The following is a 14,498-nucleotide window of genomic DNA, read 5'->3' as shown; positions in this document are numbered from 1 at the left end:
AAATTCCACGGCGTTAGGAATAGATATCGGCGGCTCTCACATTACCGCAGCACTGGTAGATCTGAATACAAGATCCATTATAGAAGGCACATGGAACCGCACGCGGATTAACTCGCAGGGCGAAGTGGCGGATATTATCAATGGCTGGGCGGCGGTTATCAGTGAAGTGTTCTCTCATACCACGGCGGATACCCGGCATATCGGTATCGGGATGCCCGGTCCGTTCGACTATGAACATGGCATCAGTCTCATGAAAGGACAGCATAAATATGACGCATTATATAACCTGAACGTAAAGGACTTGCTGGCAGAACGTCTGGGGATTGCCCCGCAGCAGATCCGCTTTATCAACGACGCCGGCTGCTTCCTGCAGGGCGAAGTTTTCAGCGGCGCCGGCAGGAACCATCACCGGGTAATAGGACTTACGCTGGGCACAGGCCTGGGTTCAGCCATTTACCGCGATGGCGCAGCCAACGATGCCAACCGTTGGTGCTCACCGTTTAAAGACGGGATGGCGGAAGATTATCTGTCTACCCGCTGGTTTGTAAAACGCTACCAGGAAGTAAGCGGCGAAGCAGTAGCCGATGTAAAAGCCCTTGTAGCACGTATAGGCGTTGACGATAGGATACAGCAATTGTTCAATGAATTTGCCACTAATCTCGGCACTTTCCTCTCTGCCTTTATTAAAGAAGAACAACCGGAAATAGTAGTAATTGGCGGCAATATCGCCAATGCGGCCGACCTGTTTCTCCCGTTGCTAAAAAACGAACTGGAAAAACAACAGATCAGTATCCCGGTGGTAACAGCCACCCTGGGCGAAGCGGCTGCCCTGATCGGTGCAGCCAGCCTGTGGCACGCTTTCCAGGAAGCATAAAACAACGGAAACATATTTTTAACAGAAGCTATGGCGCAATAACCTGAGCAGGTAATGAACCGGGCGTATCTATCTCCCGGAAATAACCAACAGGATATTTGCCCGGTAGCTTCTTTTTGTTTGTTAACTTTAACCTTTCTGCTTTTTCCTTTATATTAGGGGCATCAACCACTTCTAAATATTTACTGTTTGAAAGACCGTCTGACTGCAGAGGATAGTATTTTGTGGAACAATGTCATCCTGGGGGATCAGCAAGCCTACAGGGACTTGTATGAGATGTATGCGGATATGCTTTTCCGGTACGGCCTGAGATATGTAAAAGATACCAGCACTATAAAAGATTGTATCCAGGACCTTTTTACCAGTCTTTATCACCACAGGCATAACCTGGCCCGGGAAGTGAACATCCGGTTTTACCTGCTCCGCTCATTCCGCAGGAAAATTCACCAGGTAGTTAAAAAGAATGCCGCCGTACTCCATACCGCCAGCCCGGAGGAATATTTTTCCATTGTTTATGAACCCGATGCAGAACAACTGCAAATCGCAGCAGAACAGCAGCAGGAAATGCTGCGCTTACTGGCCCGTGAACTCAATGAACTGCCCGCCCGGCAAAAAGAAGTCCTTTTCCTGAAATTCAATTGCAGCCTGTCGTACGAAGAGGTGGCAGGTATCATGAAAATCAGTGTGCCTACCTGTCGTACCCTTGCCTACAGGGCGTTCCGGCAATTGCGCGCCAACATGGAAAAAGCTCCGCTGCTGCCGTTAATGATCCTTTTAATGGCATGGCTTTCCAGGCAGCACTACAAATTCTGAAAAAAGTTTCGTTCCGGAGTCTATATCCTGTTTGTTTGTTGCTCTATATAGCAAAGATGCCGAAAGATGCCTGATAAGAAACACCTGAAACTGGAAGACCTGCTTGGTAACGACCATGAACCGCCTGCTCAGAGCGAGGATCCCCTGCAGCAGGAAATGGCAGCGGCAGTACAACATATGATCACCCGTGCCGGCGCCGAAACGTGGGATCCGGCCGATAAAGCCCTTCTCTGGGAAAACATCGCCACGGAGTTGGTACCTAAACCCTTTGTATACCGGTACCTGTTCTCAAAAATAGCTGCCGCCGCGGTAGTATTACTCGCCATGGCCGCCTGGCTATTATGGCCCCGGCCGGCACATCCCCTGGTACAGTTTGCCCGCGGACAGCATGTAGGCAATGTTTCGGATACCCGCCTGATCCTCGGGCAGCAATCTGCCGTAACCTTGAAGGGAAAAAATGCATCGCTCGTTTATGGAGGTAACAGTGTTACCATTAATGCCGACAGTACCGTGGCATCTGCCGCTCCCTACAATACCCTGGTGGTGCCTTACGGCCGCCGCGCCCGCCTGCAGCTGGAAGATGGCACCATTGTACAGCTGAATGCAGGATCCAGGCTGGTGTACCCCGCTGCTTTTCATGATAAAAGAAGAGAGGTATACCTGGAGGGAGAAGCCTTTTTTGAAGTGGCTCCCAATGCAGCATCTCCCTTTTTCGTATATACTTCACGTATAGAAACGGAAGTGCTGGGCACCTCTTTTAATATCAGCGCTTACCCCGATGATAAACAACAAAGCCTGGTGCTGGCCTCCGGAAGCGTGCGTACGCAGCTGTCTTCACAACGTCTCTTCGGAAAGCATTCCCGGCAGTTACAACCCGGTGAAATGGCTACCGTGAACATGGAAAATGAAAGCCTGCAGGTAAGCGCCGTAAACATAGCCACCTATACCGCCTGGAAAGATGGCCGCCTCCTGTTTTACAGTACACCACTGAAAGACATCCTGAAAAAATTAACGCGTTACTATAATATACAGCTGGACCTTGCAGCTTCACTACCCGGATTGGAAACCTGTTCCGGTGACCTTGACCTGGAAGAAAATCTTGAAAACGTACTTGATGTGATCTGCGCCACCAACTCGCTGCGCTATGAGCGCCAGGGGCAGCGTATCATACTGAAAGAGAAAGAATAAATACCATACATATCACCAAAAAAAACCGGAAGATGGTGGGACATCTTCCGGTTGCACAGCCCCGCCGGGAAGCGGGGAAGGGCTTGTCTTTTTGTTTAACTAAAAAAACTGTAATGAAGTTATGAAAAAAATCTATGCACAATGGCGTATACCGCCAGGCAATCTTTTTGCCACTAAACTTGTGAGAACAATGAAACTGACTGTAATTTTACTGTTCACCGCTATTTTTGGAGTGTCTGCCACGGGCAAGTCGCAAGACGAACACCTCAATATCAAACTGCACCAGGGTACCCTGCCACAGCTATTCAACCAGATCCAGTCGCAAAGCCGCTGGCGTATTTTTTATAAAGATGAACTGGTAAACCGGGAGCAACCGCTAACCCTTGAACTGCAGGATAAAAAGATCAATGAAGTGCTGGATAAAGCCCTGTTAAATACAGGTCTTAGTTACCGCATTATGCGGAACCAGGTAGCTATTATCCCCAAAGAAAAAACGAAGCCGGAGCGCCTGTCAACCGCCGCCCTGGCGGAAGACAGCACCTACCTCATACGCGGAAGGGTATACGATATGCACGAACCTCCGCAGGCCCTTCCGGGCGTTACTATCCGCGTGAAGGATAATAACGGGCTTGGTACTACCACCGATGCCGACGGCTATTTTACCTTCCGCGCAAAAAAGAATGCGGTGCTCGTTTTTACCCAGATGGGTTATCAGTCCCAGGAATTTACGGTTATCCGCAGTCACAATGCGCTGACCATTTCCCTGAAAGAAAACGTGGCAGCGCTCGATGAAGTGGTGGTAGTGGGTCTCTCGGAACAACAACGGAAACATATTGCCAGTTCCATCAGCTCGGTCAACATCGCGCAGCAAACCAATGGTAAGCCCATTACGGCCTTATCACAGGCGCTACAGGGAGGTGTTACGGGGTTGCAGGTAACACAGAACTCCGGCCTGCCCGGCGGCGATGCCGCGGTAATAAAGATCCGTGGCATCACCACACTTAACGGCTCCAATCCCCTGGTGATGGTTGACGGGGTGCCTATGGACATGAATTATATAGATCCCGTTACCGTAGAAAGCGTTACCATTCTGAAAGATGCCGCAGCTGCCGCCGTATATGGCGCCCGCGCCGCCAGCGGCGTAATACTGATAACCACCAAACGCGGCGTAGCCGGAAGAGTAGCCGTTACCTACGATGGTTATTATGGGGTACAATCGCCTTCTTCTATGCCGGCCCTTGTGGAAGCGCCGCAATACATGCGCATGTTTAACGAAGCGCAGGTAAATGCAGGCAATGCACCGCTTTATTCAGAAGAAGATATTCAACATACAGAAGCAGGGGATGACCCCATAAAATATCCCAATACCGATTGGCAGAAAGAGATCCTGAACCGCGCGGCGCCTATTACCAGTCATTCGGTGGGAGTGAGCGGTGGTAACAGCCTGGCGCGTTTTGCCTTAACCGCCAATTATCAGAACCAACAAGGGATGATCCCGCTCAATCATTCCAATAAATATAATATCCGCGCCAATACTTCTATTACTATCAACAAAAAGTTCCTGGTGTATATGGACATGCTTGCCATCAAGCGGAACACTTTTTATCCTAACCGGCCCAACGGCAATGATGGCAACAGGATCCTGGAAGACATCTTCCGGGTACCGCCTACCATTCTTCCAAAATACCCCGCAAAAGATGGTGCGCCAGTGATATACGGTCGCTATGTGGATATTGTAAACCCGGTGGCATATGCAGAACATGGCGGTAAGGCTGCCAATGAATACGGGCAGTCCAGTATTAACCTGCAACCTAAATGGGAAGTATTACCAGGACTGAATCTCCGCGGCCAGTTCAGCTTCCGGCTGAACAGTGATATAACCCGCACCACCCGTGATAACTATTACTTCTTTGATTATTATACCGGCAAACTGGTACAAACATGGGGTGTTCAGAGGTCTGCCAACATGGATAGAACTACCTACTACTATGCAGGGGTAACAGCAGATTATACCTATGATCTGAAAGATCATCATTTTTACCTGATGGGTGGATATTCACAGGAGGAAAATAATACCAAACTATGGGATGTAAACTCGCTGTTATCATTTTACGGAAAATTAAATTATTCCTATAAAGATAAATACCTGCTGGAAGGCGCCATCCGTACAGACGGTTCATCGCGCTTCGGGCCCGGTCATAAGTACGGTACTTTTCCTTCCGTGGCAGTGGGATGGAATATAAGTAAAGAGAACTTTATGAAACCGGTATCGGTCATTAATAACATGAAGCTCCGCGCTTCTTACGGCCGGCTGGGAAATGAAAATATAGATCTTTACCTGTACCAGAACATGATCAGCGCCACCGATGGCGTAGAATCAATTTATGGTAATCCAGACATCACCTGGGAAACCGTAGATATGCTGGATCTGGGGCTGGACCTGGCTTTACTTCAAAGCAAACTGGAACTTACCTTCGATTTTTATAATAAAACCACTAACGGCATTATTCTTCAACCACCGGTATCTTATGTAGGCGGTATGGGAACTCCTCCCATCAATGCGGGCAAATTGCGGAACAAGGGCGTGGAGCTGTCGTTGAATTACAACAGCAGTATTGGTAAAGATGTTACCCTTTCCATACGCCCTGGTATTTCCTATAACAATAATACATTCCTCACTGTAAAAGGAGGCCCCTATATAACCGGCAATAGTATTAACAAAGAAGGATACGCCCTGAACAGTTTGTATGGCTATAAAACAAACGGGTTGCTGCAGGCGTCAGATTTCAAGCCGGACGGCACGCCGCTGGTACCTGCTATGGCTAATGCAAAACCCGGCGATATACGCTACCTCGATCAGAATGGTGATAACATCATTGATGGAAACGACCAGGGTGTGATAGGCAATCCTACACCGCAGGCCGACTTCTTCGCCAATTTCAGGGTCACGTATAAAAAATGGGAACTTGAACTACTGCTGCAGGGAGTCAGCAAAAGTGATGCACAATTGAGCGGTATGCTGGCCTACCCGCTGGATATGTCGTCCGACGGCGGTATTCCCACCAGGTATTATGCCGATAACTACTGGACGCCGGAGCGCACCAATGCGCGCTTCCCGCGCTTAACCACTACGCCCGACATCAACAAGCTATCATCCGATTTCTGGATACAGAACGGCGCTTATGTGCGTATGAAATATATACAGCTGGGTTACAATTTCAGCAGCACTACATTAAAACGTATAGGCATTAACGGTGCCAGGGTATATGTAAATGCACAAAACCCTTTTGTATTCACTCCTATGAAACTGGTAGATCCTGAAAGCCAGGGAAATCAATGGACTTACGGCATCATGAAGATGTATACGGCAGGAGTAAGTATTCAATTATAACCATTCAACTTCCAACGATGAAAATAAAATTCAGCATAACAATGATACTGGGCCTGGTATTTTTGTGTTCACCGGCCTGTAAAAAATTTCTCACCCACGATAACCCGTCGGGGGTAACCGATGAAGAGTGGTGGAAAACAGAAAGTCATGCTTATAATGCGCTGGGCTCCATTTATGCAGGAGTGCCGGCGGGGTCCAGCGGAAGGAATGTAATGTTCTGGTCGGGGCTCAGCGATGAAGCGGTTTGCCGGGGCGATTTCCGCGGTAACTACGATATTTATACCCGCGGGTTGCAGAACCCTACCTGGGATGTGGCAGAATGGATCTGGCGGGATGATTATATAGATGTACGCCGTGCCTGCCGCTTTCTTGAAAACGTGGATAAATGCTTTATGGACGAGCAACTGCGCACCCGCATGAAATATGAGGCCAGGGCGTTACGCGCTTTTTATCATATGGAGATCATGTTGTTTTTTGGCGATATCCCGATTGTAACAAAATCGGTTACTCCTGCGGAAAATCATCTGAAAAGAGATCCACAGGAAAAAGTGTATGAGTTTATTCTCGGTGAATTAAAGGAATGTGCTGCGAACCTGCCCAAACAATATGACAGCGATGAAACCTGGCGTATTTCTGCAGGTGCATGTAATGCGCTGATCATACGACTGGCCTTGTTTTTTCACCACTATGATGTAGCCAAGGATGCGGCGGCAAAGATTATTGGTTCAGGCGCGTATAAATTATATCGCAGTGCAAAAGCAGGCGTGAACAGTTATGCGGAGTTATTCAGCTACAGCGGTGAGCTGAACCAGGAACGTATCTTTTTTAAAGATGGTGGCTGTGGTAACGCATGGACTACCTTTGCGCCCTCCGGCATCGGCGGGGAAACATATGTATCGCCCACTATGCAGGTGGTAGACAATTTTGAAACCATGCAGGGGAAAACACCGGCGGAACTGGGACCGGATTCCGTAGCCATTTACCGGAAAAATCCTAACTACAACAACAACCGCGATCCCCGACTGGCCGCTTCCATCCTGTATCCGGGTCAATCGTTTTTAGACGCTAATTATATCCTTTCCCCGTTTGATAATGCCACCAGTAACACCGATAAAATAGGCGTGCAGAAATCTACTGCCACCGGTTACTGGATCCGTAAATACCTTGACGCACGCGACCGGCAGGCAAGGAGTGGCTCGCTCGATTTTATGTACATCCGTTACAGCGAGGTATTGTTATCCTATGCAGAAGCCGCCATTGAGCTGGGCAACTGGCAGGACCCGCTGATCATACAATACCTGGATGATGTTCGTACCCGGGCAGGTATGCCTGCGGTAGATAAACAACGCTACAACAGCGCTGCTATGCTGCGGCAGCTGGTACGCCGTGAACGGCAGTCGGAGCTTGCCTTTGAAGGGCAGCGGTATTTTGATATCAGGAGATGGGGACTGGTGAAACAGGTAATGAACGGAGCGGTATATGGTGCTACAAATCCCGAAACAGGTGCTGCGGTAAAAGTGCAGGACCGTTCTTATACCGACAGGGATTATCTTTGGCCTATACCTGAAAAGGAAATAGTATCCAACCCGGAAATGGTGCAAAATACGGGGTACTGATGTTTACCGTTTATCAAATTTCTTTTGCTGTACTTGCATTTCATCTTGTTAGATTATATCTTACCAATCAGAGAACCACGATATGAGAAAACAGTGAATATAGCATTATACAGTGAACTAATACTATCAATCAAAACAAATCCAGGCATTCAATTAAACTGAATTATGGCGAAACAAAACAGCGATTCAAGGCGGGCATTCCTTAAAAATTCCCTGGGGGCGCTTGCTGCATTTACAATTGTGCCCAGGCATGTGCTGGGCCGCGGTTACCTGGCGCCCAGCGACCAGCTCACCAAAGCCGTTATAGGCACCGGTGGCATGGGACGCGGCCACTTTGGCTATGCGGGTACACGGGTAGTAGCCCTCTGCGATGTAGACCGCAGTCACCTGAAACTGGCCATGGACCAGCTGGGTGATAAAAGCAAAGGCGTAAAAACTTTTGCCGACTACCGCGAGGTGATCACTTTACCGGAAGTAGATATTGTACATGTGGCTACTCCGCCGCACTGGCATGGTATCATTGCGGCAGATGCAGCCCGCGCGGGTAAAGACATCTGGTGTGAAAAACCGATGACGGCCACCATCGGCGAAGGCAAGCGCCTCGTGGAAGCCGTGCAGCAGCACGGAAGGATCTTCCGCCTGAATACCTGGTTCCGCTTTGAAGACCGTTTTTATGGAATGGGCACCACCGTGAAACCAATTAAGAAACTGGTAGACAGCGGCCTGCTTGGCTGGCCCCTGAAAGTAACGGTGAGCAAGCATACCGGGTTCGACTGGAAATTTTACTGGGTAGGTAAAACCAACCTGGAAGCAATGCCGGTACCCAAAGAACTGGATTATGATATGTGGCTGGGACCAGCGCCGTATCGCCCGTATAACCCGCATCGTGTGCACCAAACCTTCCGTGGTTACTGGGATTACGATGGTGGTGGTTTGGGAGATATGGGCCAGCATTACCTGGATCCTATCCAGTATTTCCTGGGTAAAGATGATACCAGTCCCGTAAGCGTGGAAGTGGATGCACCGCAGCAACACCCTGATGCAGTAGGCACCTGGAGAAGGATTACCTACACTTATGCTGATGGTTGCCAGATCATCCTGGATGGTGATGGTGCAGATGAAAAAGCCGCCTATATAGAAGGTCCTAAAGGAAAGCTTTACCCGGGCTTCCGTTCGGATATCCAGGACCTGGAAAAGAAACTGGCAGCATTCCCTGATCCTGCTCCTCAGCAAACAGACTTCGTAGACGCTGTAAAGAACCGCCGGAAGTTTGCATTGAATGAGGAAAACGGGCATCGTTCCGCTACGTTGGTGAATATGGGTAAGATTGCCCTGCGCCTGAACCGCTCGCTGAAATTTGACCCGGTGAAACAGGAGTTTATAGATGATGCCGGCGCCAACGCGCTGATCTATCAGCCAATGCGCGGACCGTGGACTATCTAAACAATCAAGTAAACGAATTATGAAAAAGATATTATACTTACTCGTTGCATTACTGGTTGGCTGGAGTAGCCTGGTTTCCGCACAGGGGCCGTCGGACCAGCGTGCATTCCATACCAAAATAGCCGATGTGCTGGCGCTGATGCCGGCTCCCAATAAAACGCAGTTTAACACCAATATGGAAGCTATTGCGGCATTGGGAGAAGAAGGTGTTACTACTATTGCCGGGATGCTGGCAGCCCCCGGAAAAGGGGATAATACACAACTGGAATATGCATTGGCCGGATACGCTTTTTATGTTACCCAGCCAGGAAAAGAAGCGGCCCGTAAACAGGCGTCTGCTGCGCTTTCCAAGGCACTGGCCAAAACAGCGGAACCGGAAAATAAATTTTTCCTCATCACCCAGCTGACCACACTGGCGGAAGATAATGCTACCAGCACGTTACAGTCGTACCTCACAGACAACCGTCTCTGTGACCCTGCCGCCCGTGCGCTGGTAAAAATAAATACACCTGCAGCGCAGCAAGCCCTGTTACAGGCGCTCAGCGCAGCTTCCGGCAATAACCGCATTACGCTCACAGAAGCGTTGGGAGATAGCCGTTATACTGCCGCTGCTACCGCTATTGCACCATTAGCTACAAACGCAGATAAGAAACTCGCCAAAGTGGCGCTGTATGCATTGGCACAGATCGGCGCACCGGCTTCTGCGCCGGTACTGGCCTCTGCAGCAGCTAACAGTGGTTACTCCTATGATGTAACGGATGCTACTGCTTCCTGGTTGTACTATGCTGCCAACATCACAGATAAGGCGGCAGCAAAGAAAATTGCAGAGAACCTGCTTAAACAGGCAAAAACAGATGCACAGGTACATACCCGTACCGCCGCGTTAAAACTGCTTACTGCTATTAATGGAGAAAAGAGCATGCCGCTGCTGTTAGCTGCTGCTGATGATAAAAATGCGGAGTACCGCGATGCAGCATTGAAATTTGCAGGACAATACAATTTAGCCGGCAACGCATTGTGGCTGAAGAAACTGTCGGGCGCAGATAATGCCAATAAAGCTGCTGTAATTGGTATGTTGGGAGATAATAAAGTGGCCGCTGCTTTACCTGCTCTCCAGAAACTATTAGCCAGCAAAAATGAAAGCGTGAAACTGGCTGCTATTAAAGCTGCCGGCGCCACCGGCGGAGCAGCTGCATTACCTTCCCTGCTGCAAACTATGAAAACGGGCGATGCCGCCACTATAGAAGCAGTAAAGAATGCACTCCTTATTATGCCGGGCGAAGAAGTGGCTGCACAGGCAGGCGCTTCACTGGCAACTATGCCGGCCACAGCGCAAACAGCCTTACTAACGGTACTGGCTGCACGTAAAGCAGACAGCCGCGTAAAGGATGTATTGCCGCTCACCGCCAGTACAGATGCCACTACCCGCAGCGCAGCTATTGCCGCGTTGAAAGACGTGGCTACAAAGGCAAATCTCCCTGAGCTGTTTACTTTACTTAATAACACCGGCAGTGAAACAGATATTGCCAGTATCCAGGCGGCGCTCATCAGTGCAGGCGCTTCCAGCAATGACGTGCTTACACAAATGAAACAGGCGCCCGCTGCCAATCAATCCCGCTATCTTCCTGTACTGGCGGGTATCGGGGAAAAAGACGCCCTGCTGCCGGTAACTGCTGCCTTTGCTAACGGAGACGCAGCTACGAAAAAAGCAGCGGTAAGGGCATTGTCTTCCTGGAAAAACACGGCTGCCGCACCGGCACTTTTAAAAATTGCCCGCGACGATGCCGCTAACCGCGACGAAGCGCTTGCCGGCTACGTAGGACTCACCCGTCGCTCCGGTTTACCTGCCGATCAGCAACTGCTGATGTTCCGCAATGTAATGGAGCTGTCGCCCTCCACTGCGGTACAGCAGAAAGCCCTCGAAGGTATAGAGCGTTGCAAAACATTACCGGCGTTACTGTTTGCAGGTAACTACCTCGACAATACAGCCGTACAACAGGCAGCTGCCAACGCCGTGATGAACATTGCCCTGGCGGATAAAAGCTACAATGGCGCCATTGTACGTTCGCTGCTGGAGAAAACAGCCAAAGTACTGAACGGCCCTGATGCCGATTATCAGCGGCAGTCGATCCGCAAATACCTCGCTGAAATGCCTGCCGGCGACGGATTCGTTCCCCTCTTCAACGGTAAAGACCTTACCGGCTGGAAAGGACTGGTAGAAAACCCGGTTGCCCGTGGTAAAATGGATACCAAAGCACTCAGCAAAGCACAGGATAAAGCAAACGACAACATGCGCAAAGGCTGGTCTGTAAAAGACGGCCTCCTGGTATTTGGTGGCAGCGGTGATAACCTTTGCACCGAAAAGAAATACGGCGACTTTGAAATGCTGGTCGACTGGAAGATCACCTCCCAGGGCGATGCCGGCATCTATCTCCGGGGTTCCCCCCAGGTACAGATCTGGGATACTTCCCGTATCGATGTGGGTGCACAGGTAGGCTCCGGCGGTTTATACAACAACCAGCAGCATGAAAGCAAACCACTGAAACTGGCTGATAACGCCATCGGCGAATGGAACCATTTCCGGATCCTTATGCAGGGCGATCGCGTAACGGTATATCTCAACGGTGAACTGGTAACAGACAATACCATCCTGGAAAATTACTGGGACCGCAAACTGCCGATCTTCCCTGAAGAACAGATCGAGCTGCAGGCGCATGGTACCTACGTTGCTTACCGCGATCTGTACATCCGTGAAATTCCACGCCAGCAGCCAACTGTATTGAGCGAGGAAGAAAAGAAAGCCGGCTACAAAATGCTGTTCGACGGTACCAACATGCACGAATGGACAGGCAACACGAAAGACTATGTGATCGATAATGGCAACCTGGTGATCTATCCCACCAATGGTGGTCACGGTAACCTCTATACGAAAGATGAATACAAGAACTTCTCTTTCCGCTTCGAGTTCCAGTTAACACCAGGCGCTAACAACGGCTTGGGTATCCGCGCACCGTTGGAAGGCGACGCCGCTTATGAAGGCATGGAATTACAGATCCTGGATAACGAAGCAGATATCTATAAAGACCTGCACGTGTACCAGTATCATGGCTCCGTATACGGCGTAATTCCTGCAAAACGTGGTTTCCTGAAGCCTGTTGGTGAATGGAACACCGAAGAAGCTATTGTAAACGGTACCCATATCAAAGTAATACTCAATGGCACCGTTATTCTCGATGGTGATATTGCTGATGCCCGTAAAAACGGAACATTGGATCATAAGAATCATCCCGGCCTGAACAGGGAAACGGGTCATATTGGCTTCCTGGGCCATGGATCCATTGTAAGATTCAGGAATATCAGGGTGAAAACGCTGTAGTTTTTTGTTTTGAGATACGGAACCGTTCCCGCTTAGGTGGGGACGGTTTTTTTATGACGTCTTGATAATTATAAAGCGTATAAATACAACGAATGTGTTAACCGTTAATTTGCGAATAGTCATTTTCTTTGCTTGTAGATATTGTTACCCTTATTATTAACTGTGGTGTTCAACCCGTTCATTTTCCTTTACTTATGAAATATTCACTACTTGTAGCTTTTTGTATCCTGACAGGGATTGGTTTTAACAGTAATGCCCAGAATAAATTAGAGGCCACTGGTAATGCTGGTATTGGTACTACTTCACCCACTGAGAAGCTGGAAATATCTTCGGCTGGTTCGTCGAATATTAAGCTGACGCATACTTCCGATGTATTGGCAACTGTTGGTGCCATTAAATTTAATATGGCTGGCAGCGATTTAGGAAAATTGGAAGTGGAAAGAACAGTTGCTTCGGGAAGGATGTCTGCTATGAAATTTTTTGTGAGGGGTAGTGCGGGAGAGTTCGAAGCGATGAGAATTGTTAATTCGGGGTTTGTTGGTATTGGGGAAACTTCACCTATAGCCAAATTACATGTAACCGGATTGCCCGGAAACGCTTTTGCGAAATTTACTCAATCTGATGTGCTGCCTACCGAGGGGTGTTTAACCATTGCCAGTGGCACCAGTTTAACAGGCAACTATATACCCTGTATTGTTGGCCGCACCTATATGCCGGGCAGATCATTTGGCTTATACACAGTAGCAGAGGCCGAAGACGTACTTCCCGCTTCTGATAATTCAATTGGCGCAATCATTCTGGATGGCAGAAGTAAAACAGGCCAACGTCTTGTTACCAACAACGTGCTCGCGGTTAACAGTGCAGGCGTAAACCTTATGCAGGTAAAGGCCAACGGCAGCGTGGCTATAGGTACCACAGATACCAAAGGCTACAAACTGGCGGTAAATGGCAGCGGTATCTTTACAAAAGTAGTTGTGAAATCCTATGCGAACTGGCCGGATTTCATTTTCTACCCCAATTACACATTGCCTGCTTTATCTGAAGTGGAACAGTTTGTTACAAAGAATCAGCATCTTCCCGGTATCCCATCTGCCAGTGAAATAGAAAAAGAAGGTATAGATGTAGGTGAGATGAACAAACAACTTTTACAGAAAGTTGAAGAGCAAATGTTGTATATTATAGAGATGAATAAACAACTGGCGGCTCTTTCTAAAGAAGTGGAAGTGCTGAAACAGCAGATCGCTACGAAATAACCCCTTATTTGCCATGAAAGCTATTTATCAACTGACCTTATTGTTGTTTGTCTGCCTGTTTGCCCGGGCCCAGGATAGCCTGTTACAGAAGGCGAACGCTATTCCCGGGAAGTACCTGTCGCAGGTAAAACAAAAGTCCGATAAAATGGAACGGCAGATCACTGCACGTAGTGAAAAAGCCCTCAGCCGGTTTATGAAACAGGAAGAAAAGCTGAAACGCCGGCTGGGGCGCATCGATTCCCTGAAGGCCAATAACCTGTTCACACATTCCATCGATTCCCTCGGCAGCCTGAAATCACGTATGAAAGGCAAGCTCGGAAAATACTCCGGTGCATTAACCCAGGGAGGGCCTTATCTTGACAGTCTCAGTAATTCACTGTCTTTTCTGAAAGATTCCAAAGGTTTGCTGGAACAATCCAAAGGCATTACTGATAAGTTGAACGGCTCCCTGAAATCTGTTGATAACCTGAAAGATAAACTTGCCCAGGCAGAACAGATCAAAGCGTATATCCGTGAGCGTAAGCAACTGCTGAAGGAACAGCTA

8 protein-coding genes and 1 pseudogene are annotated in these 14,498 nt (G+C 48.8%); all 9 read left to right on the top strand.

Translation table 11 applies throughout. The features are described 5' to 3' along the window. The coding region (locus tag VN105_RS21295) for an ROK family protein (protein ID WP_325643980.1) at nucleotides 1-874 on the top strand (874 nt) is incomplete at its 5' end. Between the two features lie 189 nt (nucleotides 875-1,063). Continuing rightward, nucleotides 1,064-1,687 carry a sigma-70 family RNA polymerase sigma factor gene (locus tag VN105_RS21290; protein WP_325643978.1) on the top strand — a complete coding sequence of 208 codons (624 nt, stop codon included), beginning with the start codon at nucleotides 1,064-1,066 and terminating at the stop codon, nucleotides 1,685-1,687. Nucleotides 1,688-1,753: 66 nt separating this feature from the next. Further along, nucleotides 1,754-2,875 carry a FecR family protein gene (locus VN105_RS21285; RefSeq protein WP_325643976.1) on the top strand — a complete coding sequence of 374 codons (1,122 nt, stop codon included), beginning with the start codon at nucleotides 1,754-1,756 and terminating at the stop codon, nucleotides 2,873-2,875. A gap of 121 nt (nucleotides 2,876-2,996) precedes the next feature. After that, the gene (locus VN105_RS21280; protein ID WP_325643974.1) at nucleotides 2,997-6,266 is read left to right on the top strand and encodes a TonB-dependent receptor; all 3,270 of its coding nucleotides are present in this window, start codon (nucleotides 2,997-2,999) and stop codon (nucleotides 6,264-6,266) included. 17 nt (nucleotides 6,267-6,283) lie between these two features. Beyond that, nucleotides 6,284-7,882, top strand: a complete 1,599-nt coding sequence (locus VN105_RS21275; RefSeq protein WP_325643972.1) for a RagB/SusD family nutrient uptake outer membrane protein — start codon at nucleotides 6,284-6,286, stop codon at nucleotides 7,880-7,882. Nucleotides 7,883-8,047: 165 nt separating this feature from the next. After that, nucleotides 8,048-9,325, top strand: coding sequence for a Gfo/Idh/MocA family oxidoreductase (locus tag VN105_RS21270; protein WP_079472773.1), 1,278 nt, complete (start codon nucleotides 8,048-8,050; stop codon nucleotides 9,323-9,325). Nucleotides 9,326-9,344: 19 nt separating this feature from the next. Further along, nucleotides 9,345-12,701: a DUF1080 domain-containing protein gene (locus VN105_RS21265; RefSeq protein ID WP_325643968.1), complete on the top strand. Its 3,357-nt coding sequence runs from the start codon at nucleotides 9,345-9,347 to the stop codon at nucleotides 12,699-12,701. Between the two features lie 194 nt (nucleotides 12,702-12,895). Further along, on the top strand, nucleotides 12,896-13,954 hold the full coding sequence (locus VN105_RS21260) for a hypothetical protein (RefSeq protein WP_325643966.1): 1,059 nt from the start codon (nucleotides 12,896-12,898) through the stop codon (nucleotides 13,952-13,954). Between the two features lie 13 nt (nucleotides 13,955-13,967). Continuing rightward, nucleotides 13,968-14,498: pseudogene (locus VN105_RS21255) on the top strand (hypothetical protein); the annotation flags it as partial.

This window comes from Chitinophaga sp., from assembly GCF_035564935.1.
Classification (GTDB): Bacteria; Bacteroidota; Bacteroidia; order Chitinophagales; family Chitinophagaceae; genus Chitinophaga.
Note: the sequence above shows the minus strand (reverse complement) of the source record. Positions and strands in the feature narration are given on the sequence as shown.

Coding starts and splice junctions, on each gene's coding strand:
- VN105_RS21270 (WP_079472773.1), top strand. CDS start 8,048: ATGGCGAAACAAAACAGCGATTCAAGGCGGGCATTCCTTAAAAATTCC.
- VN105_RS21265 (WP_325643968.1), top strand. CDS start 9,345: ATGAAAAAGATATTATACTTACTCGTTGCATTACTGGTTGGCTGGAGT.
- VN105_RS21275 (WP_325643972.1), top strand. CDS start 6,284: ATGAAAATAAAATTCAGCATAACAATGATACTGGGCCTGGTATTTTTG.
- VN105_RS21260 (WP_325643966.1), top strand. CDS start 12,896: ATGAAATATTCACTACTTGTAGCTTTTTGTATCCTGACAGGGATTGGT.
- VN105_RS21285 (WP_325643976.1), top strand. CDS start 1,754: ATGCCTGATAAGAAACACCTGAAACTGGAAGACCTGCTTGGTAACGAC.
- VN105_RS21280 (WP_325643974.1), top strand. CDS start 2,997: ATGAAAAAAATCTATGCACAATGGCGTATACCGCCAGGCAATCTTTTT.